The organism is Paenibacillus sp. FSL R7-0313 (assembly GCF_037969885.1).
In the GTDB taxonomy this organism is placed as follows: domain Bacteria; phylum Bacillota; class Bacilli; order Paenibacillales; family Paenibacillaceae; genus Paenibacillus.
This window is the reverse complement of record NZ_CP150219.1, coordinates 6,289,521-6,305,377: the sequence shown is the minus strand read 5'-3', so window position 1 is coordinate 6,305,377 and position 15,857 is coordinate 6,289,521. Positions and strand designations below refer to the sequence as shown.

General features: G+C 47.8%; 14 protein-coding genes. 12 read left to right on the top strand and 2 right to left on the bottom strand.

The annotated features are described in order from the left end of the window. Positions 1–23 precede the first annotated feature (23 nt). From NSQ38_RS27430 to NSQ38_RS27385, 10 genes are all read left to right on the top strand, one after another. On the top strand, positions 24–971 hold the full coding sequence (locus NSQ38_RS27430) for an ABC transporter permease subunit (protein WP_339790729.1): 948 nt from the start codon (positions 24–26) through the stop codon (positions 969–971). Between the two features lie 69 nt (positions 972–1,040). Next, positions 1,041–1,904 carry a carbohydrate ABC transporter permease gene (locus NSQ38_RS27425; RefSeq protein WP_157116298.1) on the top strand — a complete coding sequence of 288 codons (864 nt, stop codon included), beginning with the start codon at positions 1,041–1,043 and terminating at the stop codon, positions 1,902–1,904. A gap of 43 nt (positions 1,905–1,947) precedes the next feature. Next, positions 1,948–4,365, top strand: coding sequence for an AraC family transcriptional regulator (locus NSQ38_RS27420; RefSeq protein ID WP_339785041.1), 2,418 nt, complete (start codon positions 1,948–1,950; stop codon positions 4,363–4,365). A gap of 42 nt (positions 4,366–4,407) precedes the next feature. Further along, positions 4,408–5,925, top strand: coding sequence for a sulfatase-like hydrolase/transferase (locus tag NSQ38_RS27415; RefSeq protein WP_339785039.1), 1,518 nt, complete (start codon positions 4,408–4,410; stop codon positions 5,923–5,925). Positions 5,926–6,075: 150 nt separating this feature from the next. Beyond that, positions 6,076–7,971 carry a hypothetical protein gene (locus tag NSQ38_RS27410; RefSeq protein WP_339785037.1) on the top strand — a complete coding sequence of 632 codons (1,896 nt, stop codon included), beginning with the start codon at positions 6,076–6,078 and terminating at the stop codon, positions 7,969–7,971. Positions 7,972–7,994: 23 nt separating this feature from the next. Further along, positions 7,995–9,068: a formylglycine-generating enzyme family protein gene (locus tag NSQ38_RS27405; RefSeq protein WP_339785035.1), complete on the top strand. Its 1,074-nt coding sequence runs from the start codon at positions 7,995–7,997 to the stop codon at positions 9,066–9,068. Between the two features lie 168 nt (positions 9,069–9,236). Further along, on the top strand, positions 9,237–9,845 hold the full coding sequence (locus NSQ38_RS27400) for a DUF1349 domain-containing protein (RefSeq protein WP_339785033.1): 609 nt from the start codon (positions 9,237–9,239) through the stop codon (positions 9,843–9,845). A 78-nt stretch (positions 9,846–9,923) separates the two neighbouring features. Continuing rightward, entirely contained in the window at positions 9,924–10,769 is an 846-nt protein-coding gene (locus tag NSQ38_RS27395) for an AraC family transcriptional regulator (protein ID WP_339785031.1), read from the top strand. A 214-nt stretch (positions 10,770–10,983) separates the two neighbouring features. Further along, positions 10,984–11,535, top strand: a complete 552-nt coding sequence (locus NSQ38_RS27390; RefSeq protein ID WP_339785029.1) for a nucleotidyltransferase family protein — start codon at positions 10,984–10,986, stop codon at positions 11,533–11,535. 50 nt (positions 11,536–11,585) lie between these two features. Continuing rightward, positions 11,586–12,320: a YdcF family protein gene (locus tag NSQ38_RS27385; RefSeq protein ID WP_339785027.1), complete on the top strand. Its 735-nt coding sequence runs from the start codon at positions 11,586–11,588 to the stop codon at positions 12,318–12,320. 99 nt (positions 12,321–12,419) lie between these two features. On the opposite strand, the gene NSQ38_RS27380 is transcribed toward NSQ38_RS27385, so the two are convergent. Beyond that, positions 12,420–13,739: a M56 family metallopeptidase gene (locus NSQ38_RS27380; RefSeq protein ID WP_339785025.1), complete on the bottom strand. Its 1,320-nt coding sequence runs from the start codon at positions 13,737–13,739 to the stop codon at positions 12,420–12,422. 6 nt (positions 13,740–13,745) lie between these two features. Then, positions 13,746–14,120: a BlaI/MecI/CopY family transcriptional regulator gene (locus tag NSQ38_RS27375; RefSeq protein ID WP_133384094.1), complete on the bottom strand. Its 375-nt coding sequence runs from the start codon at positions 14,118–14,120 to the stop codon at positions 13,746–13,748. A gap of 167 nt (positions 14,121–14,287) precedes the next feature. Here NSQ38_RS27375 and NSQ38_RS27370 point away from each other — a divergent pair, with 167 nt between their 5' ends. Together NSQ38_RS27370 and NSQ38_RS27365 are read left to right on the top strand one after the other, a co-directional pair. Beyond that, on the top strand, positions 14,288–14,809 hold the full coding sequence (locus NSQ38_RS27370; protein ID WP_339785023.1) for a hypothetical protein: 522 nt from the start codon (positions 14,288–14,290) through the stop codon (positions 14,807–14,809). Between the two features lie 116 nt (positions 14,810–14,925). Then, positions 14,926–15,816 (top strand): TIGR01777 family oxidoreductase, encoded by an 891-nt coding sequence (locus NSQ38_RS27365; protein WP_339785021.1) that lies wholly within the window; start codon positions 14,926–14,928, stop codon positions 15,814–15,816. Positions 15,817–15,857: the final 41 nt, after the last annotated feature.

Sequence of the window (15,857 nt, the reverse complement as noted above, 5' to 3'; positions counted from 1 at the left end):
CCATGAGCACCCATGAGCAACGAATGAGTACGGTTAAGGGGAAGCAGACTTCATCCAAAAAGAAAGGGTTAAACCTGCTGTCCGCACTTCGGCGTGACCGGTCGTTATATATGCTAGCACTGCCGGGCGTATTGTTCTTCCTCATTTTCAAATACATCCCGATGTGGGGCATCATTATTGCGTTTCAGGATTACTCGCCCTTTCGGGGGATTCGGGGCAGTGAGTGGGTTGGCTTGCAGCACTTTACAGCACTCTTTGGTAATCCGGACTTTGCCTTGTTGTTCCGAAATACGCTTGCGATCAGCATGCTTAATCTGATTTTGTTCTTTCCTTTTCCAATCCTGATCTCTCTGGGACTCAATGAACTGCGAAGTGTGGCGTATAAGAGACTGATTCAAACGATTATCTACATGCCGCATTTCCTCTCCTGGGTGATCATTGCCGGGTTAACACTGTTGCTGTTCGCCAAAGGAACGGGACTGATTAACGAGTTATTCACTTTATGGGGATGGCCCCGCGTGGATATATTGACGAACCCGGACAGCTTCTGGATCATGGTCACTTTGCAAGCGATGTGGAAGGAAGCTGGTTGGGGCACGATTGTGTTTCTGGCTGCCATGGCAAGTGTGGATACTCAGCTGTATGAGGCGGCACGAATGGATGGAGCGGGACGATTGCGTCAGATCTGGCATATTACTTTGCCTGCCATCCGCAGTGTCATCATCGTGCTTTTGATTTTAAGACTCGGAGACATTATGGAGGTGGGGTTTGAGCAAATCTTCCTCATGTACAACGGTGCTGTATCTGAAGTGGCCGAAGTATTCGACACCTATGTATACCGCACAGGGATCGAGCAGGGCGATTTTAGCTACAGTACAGCGGTGGGACTGTTCAAATCTGTAATTGGTCTGGTGCTGGTCGTTGTCGCAAATCGTGTGGTAAAACGCATGGGTCAGGAAGGCGTCTATTAATTTGTTCCGGTACCTACCCATACCCGGGCCAGCCATTAATCAATGGAGAGGAGGTTTCGAATGCATCGCATGAAATGGAGTGAGCGGATTGGACAGTCCCTGAATGTGGTTACGCTTGGACTACTGGCTGTGGTTATGTTTTTCCCGCTATATTATGTTTTCGTCGTTTCATTCACGGACCCTGGAGAATATTTGCAAAAGAAAATTGTACTCTTTCCGGAACGCTGGTCTGTTGAAGCCTATACGTATTTGTTATCCACGCCTGCCTTTGCACGCTCGCTGGGGAACAGTGCATTTCTGGCAACCGTCGGCACGGTGTGCAGCCTGGCTGTATCATCCTCTCTGGCTTATGCGCTGTCCCAGAAGCGATTCCACTTCAGAAAAATACTGATGTTCCTAATTGTACTAACCATTTTGTTTAGCCCGGGCATCATCCCAAATTACCTGCTGGTACGGGAACTGGGGCTGATCAATAATATCTGGGCACTGATCCTGCCTGCGCTCGCCAATGGCTGGACGGTGTTGCTGATGAAAAATTTCTTCGACAGCCTGCCCGCAGAGATCAGCGAAGCGGCATCCATTGATGGCTGTAGTGCCATCCGAACCTGGTACACGATTGTGTTGCCCTTATCGATGCCTGCGCTTGCTGCTTTTGGATTGTTTTTCGCTGTAGGCTACTGGAATCAATTCTTCGCGGCACTGTTATACCTGAATGATTCTGCCAAGTGGCCTATCCAAGTATTACTGCAAAACATGTTGCTGAACGCATCCAATATTGATCTGGTTGCGCCTGGACAGCAGGTGGAGACACCACCGACAGAAATGTTGAAGATGGCCGCGATCATTGTGGCTATATTGCCAGTGCTGGTAGTGTATCCGTTTATACAAAAGCATTTTGCAAAAGGAGCACTAATCGGCTCGGTCAAAGGATGAATCTGCATTCAGGCGGGTATTCCCGGGAAGGAGATCCATACAGATGATATTCAAGCGCAGAGCAGACCCATTACCCAAAGGGCGTTATTTCAGGCGCAGCCTGATGATGATGCTGTTTATCGCCTGCATTCCGGGAGTCATTACAGGGGTGCTGCTGTATGGCTGGGTTACCGTCAAAATGGAAAAGATTTTGCAGCAAACCCATCTGCATCAGTTTGAACAACGTACCGTGTGGGTTGGCGATCAATTGGATGCGCTTGAATTGACCTTCTCGCAGTGGGCCTTCGATCCGGTTTTCGATAATCGTCTGAAAGAGCTCGATTTTGTATTCAAATATAAACAGGTTCATGAACTGTACCGATTGCTGCTGATGATTCAGAATTCCAATACATTGATCGGCAAAGTCCAATTGTATCTGGGGGAACCCCAGGCCGTGAAGATGGATTCTGAACGGTATGATTTTATCAAAGACGCTGGGGAGATCGAGAAGTATGAACGGTTGACTCACCAGCCCCAGGCCATATATTGGTCCCACTCCATGGATGGCAAGTCCATGATGATGGTGAATCGACTTCCGGGTGGAAGCGACGATGGACTGGGTGCACTAACGGTCACGCTGGATAACAAGCAATTGAGCAACATGCTGCAGACCTTGTCTCCGTATAATGGAGGGACGACTTTTTTGTTGGATGAGCAGGGCAAGCCCATGCTTCCACAAGCGCAAGAACTTGGTGGATTACAGCATGCTGTCCGTGAACATCTGTTGAACCTGGAAGGTAATCTGTCTTCATTCCTGATGGAATATGAGGGACTGACCTACTCGGTTCAATCGGGCACCTTCCGCAGATTGGGTACCGATTGGACTTACGTTTCCGCGGTTCCCCTCAATGAAATTGTAGCTCCGATTGTGTCTGTACCCCGAATCGTTCTTCTCATCAACGGATCTGGACTCTTGCTGGCTCTGATCCTGTCGTGGGTCGGTTCGCTCCAGCTCTATAAACCGTTTACGAAATTACTGCGAATATTTACCGTGACTGGAGCACCGGTCGATGCTATAGCGCCAGAAGTGTCATCCTCTCCTCAATTGTCGTACGCAGCTTCTACTCGTTCAAATGGGTCTGTACAACTGGATGAAATCAAGCATATTGAACAGCGCTGGATTGGCGTTAATCAGGAGAGAGAATCGTTGCAGCAACGGTTGGAAGAGCAACTTCCACTCGCCCGGGAGAGCTTGTTGATTCAACTCACGTTGGGTCATCTGTTACTGTCATCCGACCATGAATGGAAGCAACGTCTGGCACAGCTGGGTTGGGTTCTTAGGGATGAGCGGTTTATCATCCTGTTTGCTCACATTCGTCCGAGTGCAGTTCTTCTATATGGGGCTAAGGAGCGAAATCGGAGTGAATCTCAGGAGTGGATCAGTTTTGCCGCAACCGACATTCTGAACAGGCAGTTGGTGGAACTTCCTTACCGGGCTGAAACGATCAATTACCATGACATGTCCATTGCGCTGTTGCTCGCTGTCCCTCCAGAGGTCCAGCCAGAGACACCTGAATTCAGAGAAGAATTATCTCGGATGGCCCAACATTGGATTGAAACTGTGCAGTCGGAATGGAACGTTCGCATGACAGTTTCGATCAGCAAACTTACATCAGATGCTTCTCATATCCCACAGCTGGTCAGAGAATCAAGGTCTTTATTGAGGAAAAGACATTTCTCAGCCAATGCGACCATCATTGATATGAATGAGGAGGCAGAACAGGCTGTGAATGCGCAGGGCGCTTATCCGCTTGAGCTGGAGCAGTCCATCATCTCAGCGTTACGCAGTGGTGAACAGAACTCTGCCCTGGAACAGTTCAGCATATTTATTGGTATGTATGCCGGAACAGAATCGCCAGAAGAGCACGTTCGTCAGGCCTTGTTCCAACTGCTGGCACGCATACAACATACCCTTTTGCAATTAGGGGAAGATCCGGTCGAATTGTTTGGGGTAGGGATGTATGAAGAGGTGCTGCAACTGCAAGATCTGGATGAACTGTTCCTGTGGTTCAGAGAACGGATTGTGCACGTATGTGTAGAGGAATTCACAGGCAAGGAAGAGAAGCAGATACAGATGGCTGTCCATCAGATGAAGGAGCATGCGCAGCAACAGTATGCAGAAGCGTTATCGCTGGATGAATTGGCAGATCTTCACGGAATTCATTCCTACACATTAAGCCGGGCATTCAAGCAGGCATTTGGGCAGAACTTTGTGGACTATCTGACTGAGGTAAGGCTCCATCGGGCCAAAGAGCTGCTTGAATCAACAGACGTCAAGATCAGTGAAATTGCGGAGCAGGTGGGCTATCAGCCCAGTTACTTCAATCGTTTGTTCAAAAAAAGTGAGGGAACGACGCCAAGTCGTTACCGGGAAGACATTCACAAGCATACCGGGCACAATCGGGGTAACCGCTCCGTTTAAATCACGCCTTAGTTTTCAGCCCAAAGGAGAGTGAGATGTGACGTGTCACAGGACAAGCCAAATATTATTTTTCTCATGACAGATCAGCAACGATGGGACTGTATTGGAACGTTCAATGAACATATTCATACACCGAATCTCGATAAACTTGCAGCCGAGGGAATCACGTTCCACGATGCGGTCTGCCAATCGCCAATGTGTGCGCCAAGCCGAAGCTCCATGATGATGGGATATTATCCGTCACAGCTTGGGGTTCGAACGAATTATGGCGGATTGTTCGAGGAAGACAAACTGCCTTCCGAACCGTTGCCGGAGTTAATGCACCGCGCAGGGTATCAGACAGCCGGATTTGGAAAAACGCATTGGAACCATAGCGAGAGCGTAGAGGAGCCTTCCACACGAGGATTCGAAGTAAGATCCATCGGACTTTCTCGTCAAAGTGGTCATTATGAACAGGGAGCGACAATGATGGGTGACTCTCATCCCGAAGCACTGGAAGCATACCATGAGGAGACCAAGCATTTTGGTAGCGGTGAGGAAAATGTCAATGGCTATACAGGGCTTACGAGTCAGATTCCGATGAATCACCATCGGGATGGCTGGGTAGCCGAGCAGGCATTGCAATTTTTGGATGTAGGGGTAGACCCGGAGCGGCCGCTATTTTTTTATCTGTCTTTCCTGAAGCCACATGCCGGGTTCAATGTACCCCAAGCATTTGAAGACCTGTACAGGCTGGAAGATATACCGGATATCCCGCAACCGCCTTGGGAGGATGAAATGCAGACTCACCTGGCAGCTTCCGATGAATTGAATTCGAATAGTCGACAGTCGTATCTCGACAAGAAGAAGGTATGGGACCAACGCAGTTCGGAGGAGCGGAGGAGGACTACGTTAAGATACTGGGCGAATTGCTCCTGGCTCGATCATTACTTTGGACTCGCTTTGGAGAAGTTGGAGAACCAGGGGAGGTTGGAGAACGCGCTGATTATATTTGTCTCGGATCATGGAGAGATGCTGGGGGAACGACAGTTTCGCTTCACCAAATATAATCTGTATGACAGCAGCGTGAGGGTGCCGCTCATATTGTCTGGTACCCACATTGAGGAGCAGAAGCGCGGAACGATTGATCAGGGGCCTGCGGAGTTGGTGGACCTGGTACCCACTTTGACACGTGCAGCCGGACTTCAAGCGAATCCGATGCTGCCTGGTGTCGATCTGCTGGGCGATCTCCGGCATCGCGGAACGTTCTGTGAATTTCATGGAAAGGGGGTAACCGCGCCTCATTCGGCTCCGGCCTATATGTGGCGGACCACGGAGTGGAAGCTCATTCTGTACCTGGAAGGTTCTGTCGCAGAGTCTGCATCCAGAGTGCATGAAACGAAGGGTGAATTGTATCACCTCACGGTTGACCCTCATGAGTGGACGAACCTGTATGATGAGGATCAGCATGCTGTAATTCGGGAGCAACTAAAGACCGAACTGCTGATGCATCTGGCTGTCAGTTGGGCGAAAGGCCCCTTTTTCTATGATCGTGGAGGAACCAAGCCGTTAGAGCGGTAGATAGACCATGTTGACCGGGCATCCGGAGGCAAAGCAGTTATTGCTGAACCAGATCAGTCGATCTCATTAGACTGGCTCGTAGGGACAGAGATAACAGGCTTTGCTTTTTTTGTACGCATATACTAACCAATCGATGGAGGGGAATTGTAAATGAAAACCAAATCAACTGTGGTCAAAGGAACAAAAGTACTATTCACATTGCTGTTAAGTGGAGTTATTGGATGGACTGGTGTTTCACCGGGAGGGGGCATACTTCAGGCAGATGCAGCAGAAGGATCTGCACCACGTCTGGTTGAAAATCTGGGAAGAGGTCTCACTGCCGTATATCTGGGAGAGAGCAAGGTATATCTGAGCTGGCGTCTGCTTGGGACCGAACCGCAGCAGGTTGCATTTGATATCTATCGTCGGACGGGTACAGAAGAGGTGAAGCTGAATGACCAGCCTTTGACACAGGGAACCAATTATACGGACACCAATGTAGATGTAACCCAGAGCCATACGTATATCGTGAAGTCTTATGTGGAGGATAGCTTACAGGATGCGAGTGACGAGGTCGTATTGGCAGCCAATCCCGAGATCCGCAGTTATTTCAGTATTCCGTTGCAAAATATAACATCCAATCCGTCTGATTATTTTGTGCAGCATGGCTGGCCTGGGGATCTGGACGGTGATGGGGAATATGAATACGTCGTCACCCGCATTCCGGTGAACGGAGGCAATAAATATGTGGAGGCCTACAGTCTGACCGAAGGTTTCCTGTGGCGGATTGATCTGGGGCCATACAGTGTCACAACGATAGATACATATAATGCGCCGCCTGCTTCCGTCAGTGAATTTGGGGTGCCGGGACTTGGAGGCTGGCGGGACAACGACAATATAACGGTGTTTGATCTGGACAGTGACGGGAAGGCTGAAGTGCTGCTGCGTACCTTTGAAGGGGTAGCGTTTGCGGATGGTCAGGTCGTTCCTGCCACAGCGGAGCGTGCACAGTATGTTTCCGTCGTGGATGGATTGACGGGAACAGAAGCGGCACGCACAACGATAACCAATGATTATGCAGCTGATGGTCCGCTCAGTGGGCACTTTGGCATTGCTTATCTGGATGGTGAACATCCAAGCCTGATTACGGCGCTCAAAAATCGTGCGCTCAGCCGCAACTTTCAGTATGTGACGTCAGCCTATGACTATGCAAGCGGTGCCCTGACCGAGCGTTGGAGACATGCGGGAGCGGACGGTGAGTTTTTCCACCAGATTCGTATACTGGATCTTGACGGGGATGGGAAGGATGAGGTGTCATTCGGAGGCTGGGCGCTGGATGATAACGGAGAGACCTTATACAGTCTGCCGGGTGTAGTCCATGGCGATCGTTTTCACATTACAGACATTGATCCGGATCGACCGGGGCTGGAGCAATTCGGGATTCAGCAGGCGGAGAACGGAAACGTCAATCAATTCCCTTGGTTTTATGCCGATGCGGCGACGGGCGAGATCATTCGTACAGGGGAAATCCCGCAGGATGTCGCACGGGGAACACTGGCGGATATTGATCCAACGCACAATGGGCTTGAGATGTGGTCTAGTTCAGGCAATATCTACAATGTGGATGGCGAAGTGATCAGCTCAGTTCAGCCCTCAACCAATTTCAGAATTTGGTGGGATGGTGATGTGCTCGGCGAGCTGCTGGATACGAATTTTGTGGAAAAGTGGGATTGGGAGCTGAACACAACAACACGTCTGTTTACAGCCGATGATGTTCGCGTGAATTCCAGAAACGCCCCTGTGCTCTATGGCGATCTGCTCGGGGATTGGAGAGAGGAAATTCTCTATGAAACGAGTGATTTCACAGCATTACGTCTGTACACAACAACGATACCTTCCGATGTCCGCATCTACACGTTGCCGCATAACCCGGCCTACCGCAATGGACTGGCGGTGAAAGGATATATGCAATCCTTGTTGACAGATTATTATCTGGGTGAGGGGACGACAACACCAACCGTTCCGAACATTCTTCCCGTCGTGTACAATGGGGATCATGAGTCTTAAACCAAGGGAAGGGGATGCTTCAGATGCATGGTCAGATATCCAAAAAGGAAACTTCCTGCTGTTGTTCTGCAAGTCGAAGCGGCCGGATGGAAGTGAAAATTCAATTAGAGGACAAGCCCGAATTGACGGCTTCCCGTGACATGAGTGTAGCGTCTGACCATGCATCTCCACTTTCCGTTGACCGCCTATCGCTTAGTGCGCTGGCGGGAGATGATGGATACATCGCCGGGCGAAAGGACAGGGACCGCATATGGATTGAAGGTGGACGTTTCCTTATGGGCACCAATGATCCGGAAGCTTTTGCAGGTGATGGGGAAGGGCCTGTCCGGGAAACCGAGGTGGACTCCTTTTATCTGGATGAATGCACGGTGACCAATGCGCAGTTTGAACAGTTTGTAAGGGAGACAGGTTATCGAACGGAGGCCGAGCGATTCGGCTGGTCCTTTGTTTTTCATTTATTCGTTTCTTCGCAAACGGCTGCTCATGTTCGTACTGTGGTGCAGCAAACGCCCTGGTGGTGGGTTGTTGAAGGTGCGGACTGGTCTCATCCCGAAGGACCTGACTCTGATGTAAATGACAGGGCTGACCATCCCGTTATCCATATCTCCTGGAACGATGCCAATGCGTATTGTGGCTGGGCGGGTAAGCGCCTGCCCTCAGAAGCCGAGTGGGAATATGCAGCCCGAGGTGGATTAATCCAGAAGAAATATCCCTGGGGTGACGTTCTGCGGCCGGATGGACAGCACCAGTGCAATATCTGGCAAGGAACCTTTCCAACTCAAAATAATGCCGCAGATGGTTATGCAGGTACAGCTCCATCCCGATCCTTTACTGCGAACGGATATGGATTGTACAACATGTCAGGTAATGTATGGGAATGGTGCGTTGACAACTATGTTACGGATCATGAAAAGTCTATACTTGCTCAGACGGTTGCTTCTCCCGATGAAGTTCGCAAGGTGTTAAAAGGTGGTTCCTACCTTTGCCACCGTTCCTATTGCAATCGGTACAGAGTGGCAGCACGGATTCCCAATACGCCGGATACATCCACCGGACATATCGGTTTTAGATGTGCATCCGATGTATTGCCGGCATAGCGTGCTATTGATTGGACATACCGAATACGATTATGTATATGAAAGGAATACAAGCGACTCATGTGAGTCGCTTTTTTCCTTTTACTGATCCGAAAGGATAATTCCGTTATTTCACGAATACAACAGAGAACTCAGCGAATTCAAAATTACAGACAAAGGGTGTGCCACATGACGAATCTATTCGAACAATGTTCAGGTCAAACATTATCTGCCAATCTGGGATGGCTGAACGAGCCAGCAGATTGGTCCATTGAAGACGGCAAAGTAACGATAACCGTTTCGCCGATCAGTGACTTTTTTATTGATCCGGGAGGTGACCCGGTAAAAGCCTCAGCTCCATTTTTACATACGAGCATCAAGGGAGATTTCAGCATTGTCACTCAAGTACAGGTGGACATGAAAGAACAGTATGATTCGGGCTGCCTGATGGTGAGAGTGGACGATACGAATTGGGCTAAAGTTTGCTTTGAGTATTTCGAAGAACAGCCGTCCATTCTCAGTGTCGTGACTCGTGGTAACTCGGATGATTGTGTATCAGCACCTGTAGAGGTTAGCAAGCCTTATTTACGTGTAGCCCGGGCAGGCAACAGCTTTGCTTTCCATTATTCTCAGGATGGAGAGAAGTGGAAGCTGGTTCGTTATTTCGGTCTCGACTGCCCGGAAGAGATCAAAGTTGGCATTGTGGCCCAATCCCCCATTGGGCAAGGGACCACGGTTACTTTTACAAATGTACAGCTTCAACATGGATTGACCGGAAGTGTACGCCGGGTAGAATAACCGGACAAATGAAAGCACAGCATGACAGGTTATTGGGTTGGTTTTCAGTTATATTAGACATCAAGGAGTGATTAACACATGAACTGGATCAACGCATTACAGGTCGCTATTCAATATATGGAAGACCACTTGCTCGAAAATATGACGATGGAGCAGATTGCAGCGCAGGCTCATATCTCTCCTTTTCATTTTCAACGTACCTTTGCCTTATTAACTGATGTTACTGTAGCTGAGTACATAAGACGCAGACGATTGACTTTGGCGGCACATGAGCTGCTTCAGAGTGATGTTAAAATTATCGATTTGGCACTTAAATACGGTTACGACACACCCGAATCTTTCTCCAAAGCTTTTCGGAGACAACACGGTATTGCACCCAGTGAAGCACGCAAAAATAGTAACGCTGTCAAATCATATAATCGTCTGGTGATTCAAGTGAGTCTAAAAGGAGCAGAACCGATGAAATATAAAATCGTTGAACATCCCGAATTTACGTTGGTCGGAGTAGAGCAAACTTTCTCATATGCAGATGGAGAACATCTGCAAGGCATCGGAAAGATGTGGCAGGAAGCGTGGACGAGCGGTACAGAGGATCGTTTGTTTGAACTGAACAATGGGGATATTCCAGGTTTACTCGGTGTCGTTGTGGATCAGAGCGAAATTCAGGAGAAACAGATGCAATACTGGATTGCTACAACTTACGATGGTGAAGTACCGGAAGGATTATCAAGCTTTACCATGCCTGCTTCCAAATGGAGTGTATTTGAAGTAGAAGGCCCGATGCCGGAGAGCATGCAGCTTCTGTGGAAACAGATTATTTCGGAATGGTTTCCATCCAATCCTTATGAGCACGCGTATATGCCAGAGCTTGAAGTATACCCGGGGCCCAATCAGCCGCCACAAATCTGGATACCAATTAAATAAATTTTAACCGTTTCAAATGTTATAAATGTAGCCCGTAAACACTCGGATAACCGAAGCTGTTTATGGGTTATTTGGTTATGATTAATCAGAGATTCGAAGTTGTACAGAGGATGTTCAAGCGTTGTTCATTTTATTGCAGCCAGGTAAACATGATATATTGGAATGAAGGTTAACAGCTATAAGAGGACAATGAGGTAAACCGCAGGAGGCAGACATGTTGCATGAGGAGAAATTCGTTCGAGCGATTATGGATCATGAGGAATTAATGCACGACCTGCGGCGAGTTCGAAGTCTGCAATTGCCTCAATGTTACATAGGCGCAGGATATATTCGTAATTACATCTGGGATGTTCTGCATGGATATGATCTTCGTGAACTTCATAGCGATATTGATGTTGTTTATTATGATGCGTCAGACCTGCGTGAGGAACGAGACATCGAGTTGGAGCGTCAGCTTCGTGAGTTGACAGGTAATGCCAAGTGGTCGGTCAAAAATCAGGCGAGAATGCATCTGCGCAATGGCACAGTTCCTTATCATTCTACTGAAGATGTTCTTCGCTATTGGCCAGAAGTTGTGACTGCGATAGGAGTACAGTTGGATGAAGAGGATCGGGTGAACATCTGTGCTCCGCATGGTTTGCATGATCTGTATCATCTTATAGTCCGCAAAAGTCCGTTTTTCACGGATGCTGACTATTATAATCAGAGAGTACAGAAGAAGCGCTGGCAGGAAAAATGGCCGAAACTAACGATAATAACAGCTTGAATAATAAGTGATTTGCGGAATAGTGGGTACAAGAAGGAGTGTCTACGGATTTGATAAAAAAGTTCTTACAAAAAAACGGACTGATCATTGATCTTGTCCTGTTGGCATGTTTTGTGGCATTTCTGGCCTTCTGGGGCCAAAGGTTTGCAGTCATGTTTTTTGGAATGATCACGGTGGCTTTTATCGTGCTAAGACGGATTGACTATCAGAAGCATATTATTCTGAAACGGATTATCCTTACCGGATTTGGCGTGGTTGCCGTCTCTTTTGTCATTATTGAAGCACTTGTATTCACACAGCTTGGTGCGAATGATCCGGAAGAAGCGGACTATGTCATTATTCTGGGTTCAGGCATCCGTGGAACGGAATTGTCATTAACCCTGAAGCAAAGGTTGGATGCCAGTCTGGACTACATTCGAAGTCACCCTCAGACACCGGTCATTGTATCGGGTGGGCAGGGACCTGGAGAATCCATTCCCGAAGCGCTCGCCATGAAAAACTATCTAATTGAACAGGGGATTAGCCCCGCTCAAGTCATTATGGAAGATCGCTCCACAAGTACACAGGAGAATTTGGCCTTTTCCAAAAAAATCATTCTTGAATCCGGGTTAGAGCATCCCGAGATCATGATTGTCACCAGTGACTATCATATGTTCCGCTCCAAATATATTGCTGCCAAGAACGGTTATGCGGCAGAATATGGCATATCGGCCCCGTCACCGGGTTATCTGAAACCCGTCAACATGATCCGTGAATATTTTGCTACGATCAAAACATTTATCTAATGCACATGACAGAAAAACGGAAACAGGACGAAGCGGAGATCTATGATCTATGCTTCGTCTTGTTTGCATATAAGGTGGCTATTGCTTCTTAAAGATAGGTTATTTTTCTGAAGGAACAGGTACAGCTTTGGTGACCTGGGCCTCGGAAGGGACGGATACGATTTCAGGAGATCCACCCGTAGAAGGAACAGTTGCTGCTTCTACAACTTTAGCCTCAGAAGGTTTAGTAGTAGAAGGTACAGTAGCAGACGGAACTGGCGCAGCTTCGGAAACTTCATCCTCAGGGAGAGCCACGATTTCAGGAGTTTCGGAAGTGGAAGGAGCAGTTACAGCTTCGGAAATTCCGACCTTGTTGGGAGAAGCTACGATTTCAGAAGATCCATCAGTAGAAGGAACAGGCACAGCTTCAGTAGCATGGGCCTCTACTTTAACTGTGTGGTTTGATGCCCATACGGCAGTGGACGTACTTATGCCTGTAATAAGCAGGAGGGCTCCTATACTTAACATCCAATGTTTCTTTTTCAGTTTCTTTACATTAAACATAATCATCAATCTCCTTTTTAATTGTTTGCCTTCACCCGATAGGGACGAACAGAATTGAGCAGGCATTTTCTTGGTTCCCGCCATCACATTTAAAATCGTTTCACCATATCGTCTTCGCTGTTCATGGGACATCTCTTTCACCACATCTTCATCACAGGCCAACTCGCTCCAGGTATGAATGTCCCGGCGAATCATATGAATCAGGGGATTGAACCAGTGCAGTGCACTAACCCCCAAGGTCACAGCTTTGACCCACAGATCTTTATGTTTTAGATGTACCAACTCATGATGAATTACCATGCTGATGTCCATTTTCACCGTATTTTCGGGTGGCAGATATATCGTTGGTTTAAACAAGCCAACCAGTATAGGGCTTCGTACTATGGTGCTGTGAGCAAGCGTGATATTGCGTTTGAGACCCAAAGCCTCTTGGATTAATGGTAGCTGTATAGCTGCCTCACTATGACGGAGGACTGGCGTACGTGTACGAGATAGTTCATTCAAAAATCTTCGATAACAGTACAACTGCCATGCAGAAAAACCTATGACTCCAATGCCCCATACGAATAACAAGAACCAGGCTGTGGTTACCGAGATGGTTTGTTCCGGGATAAACGTTCCTGCAAGTCCGCCCGAAGATGCTGCATTCTCCGTACCCGGTATAGTTGATGTCGTTTGGAATGCCATATCCAAAAGCCATGAAAGGCCAAGAGATACCGGGAACAGATAAAACAAGATAGCCAGTTTACCGATTCTGTAGAGCCACTTGGTCGGAAAAACAGATACGGGTATAAGTCGTAGTGCCAAAATACAAACAGAAACGATACTTCCCGCCACGGTCAGGCTGCACAGAATTTCAAAAAAGATGTTCATCATCTGCACCTACTTTTCCGAAAGCCATTTTTTCAGTTCTGAAATGTCATCGTCTGAAAGCTTGTCACCGTCATACATGGCCGAAACCAAATTCTTGACTGAACCTTGATAGAGTCCATCAAGAACATGCTGCGTTTCCTGTAGTTTGTAATCTTCGGGCTGTAGAAGAGGTACATAATCATTGGTTCGTCCACGTCTCGTGACGGTAAGTGCGCCTTTATCCACCAACCGTGACAAAAAAGTAGACATAGTCTGCGCTTTCCACGCTTTTCCCTTATCAGCGAATATGTCTAATAGTTCTGTTGAAGTGACGGGTGGATCGCATGACCATATAACGACCATTAATTCCATTTCTGTTTCGGATAATTTTTGAATCTGGTTCACCGTGAACACTCCTTAACATCGTTATGCGTCCATAACAATTGTATTACTACACTACGTAGTACGTATAAACTACTACAACTTGTAGTGGATAGTCAAGTTATCCTGATAGATGATTGCCAAACCATGTTATAATATAGGTCATTAATAGAAGAACGATGTAGGAGTGAATGATCATTACAGCATATCAATTACCTGCTCTCTATGAGCAGCAGCGAGTTTCAATGTACGAGATGGAAGAGATTGTACGCCTGTTGGCCCAGGCACCGCTATTATACGATGATGGACAGAGCATTCAGGTTCAGGATTACATGGGAGGCTTGGAGGTCGAACTTGAGCATGAGGTACGCCGTGCAGTGACCGAGTTGTATGAACTGGCTGTTCAGGCCTGCCGCGTCTTCGCTGATCCATTGGCATACGAGCAACTTCAGGATGCGCTTGGGTTACAGGCTGAGTTATGGCAGGAGGAAGTGCTTACTCTTGCAAAATGGATGGACTGGCTGAAGCAGATCAGTGAAGGAAAGAGAACACTGCCCGAGTACAACTTTACAGCGATGCTTGGGAACTTGCCGGAAGGATTCATGATCCATGATTTTTATGATGAACTCCGATATCAGCTGGAACAAAACCCTGCAAACGAATGGGCAATCAAAGAGCGGGATCGCTTGTACGCCTCCCTGGGTGCGAAATAAATCAAACTAACGGCTCACCGGCGGTGTTAATCTAATATCTGCATTTTGCATGCATAGAAACATTCCAATCTATATCTTGCGAATTCTTTACCCAGTATGGGAAATGAGGGGATACCGTGAAGAAGGTTGTATTAGCTGGTGGAACAGGATTTGTCGGACAGGATTTTGCCCAAAGATTCAAGAAACTGGGTTATGAGGTATTGATCATCTCGCGTCAGCCCGGTCAAATTGCTTGGGAGGATCGTGCAGGAATCATAGAGGCACTGGAAGAAGCAGAAATGTTGATTAACCTGGCAGGTAAATCGGTGAACTGCCGTTATACGGAGGAGAATCGCAAAGTCATTCTGGAATCCAGAACCCGGACAACGCGCATTCTCGGCGAAGCCGTCCTGGCTTGTAATCATCCTCCCGAACTATGGATTAATTCGAGTACAGCAACCATATACAGACATGCTGAAGATCGTCCCATGACGGAAAAAGAGGGCGAGATTGGCTCCGGATTCTCGGTCGACGTTGCCAAGGCATGGGAACAGGCTTTCTTTGAATTCAGTCTGCCGTCTACGCGTCAGATTGCACTGCGGATTGCGATTGTGCTGGGCGAGGGTGGTGTGATGGTGCCCATGACAAACCTCGTCCGTTTTGGACTGGGAGGATCGCAAGGCGCAGGAACACAGCAGTTCAGCTGGATTCATATCGAGGATCTCTTCCGCATGGTAATTTATATGCAAGAGCATCCACACTTAAATGGTGTGTTCAATGCGTCCTCTCCGCATCCGGTGACGAATCGGGAGCTAATGGCGCGTCTGAGAGAAAAGATGGGTGTTCGGATTGGACTACCTTCTCCTCGCTGGATGCTTGAACTGGGCGCACGTTTCATTCAGACCGAGACGGAACTTGTTCTCAAGAGTCGTTGGGTGATTCCCGAACGAATGGAGAGGGAAGGATTCACTTTCACATACGGTACACTAGATACCGCTCTTGCCGAGATTCTGAATAAGAAGAAATGACAGCACAGTATAAATAATAAAACACAACAGTGAGGGCAGAG

Coding starts and splice junctions, on each gene's coding strand:
- NSQ38_RS27430 (WP_339790729.1), top strand. CDS start 24: ATGAGTACGGTTAAGGGGAAGCAGACTTCATCCAAAAAGAAAGGGTTA.
- NSQ38_RS27425 (WP_157116298.1), top strand. CDS start 1,041: ATGAAATGGAGTGAGCGGATTGGACAGTCCCTGAATGTGGTTACGCTT.
- NSQ38_RS27420 (WP_339785041.1), top strand. CDS start 1,948: ATGATATTCAAGCGCAGAGCAGACCCATTACCCAAAGGGCGTTATTTC.
- NSQ38_RS27410 (WP_339785037.1), top strand. CDS start 6,076: ATGAAAACCAAATCAACTGTGGTCAAAGGAACAAAAGTACTATTCACA.
- NSQ38_RS27405 (WP_339785035.1), top strand. CDS start 7,995: ATGCATGGTCAGATATCCAAAAAGGAAACTTCCTGCTGTTGTTCTGCA.
- NSQ38_RS27400 (WP_339785033.1), top strand. CDS start 9,237: ATGACGAATCTATTCGAACAATGTTCAGGTCAAACATTATCTGCCAAT.
- NSQ38_RS27395 (WP_339785031.1), top strand. CDS start 9,924: ATGAACTGGATCAACGCATTACAGGTCGCTATTCAATATATGGAAGAC.
- NSQ38_RS27390 (WP_339785029.1), top strand. CDS start 10,984: ATGTTGCATGAGGAGAAATTCGTTCGAGCGATTATGGATCATGAGGAA.
- NSQ38_RS27380 (WP_339785025.1), bottom strand. CDS start 13,739: ATGATGAACATCTTTTTTGAAATTCTGTGCAGCCTGACCGTGGCGGGA.
- NSQ38_RS27370 (WP_339785023.1), top strand. CDS start 14,288: ATGATCATTACAGCATATCAATTACCTGCTCTCTATGAGCAGCAGCGA.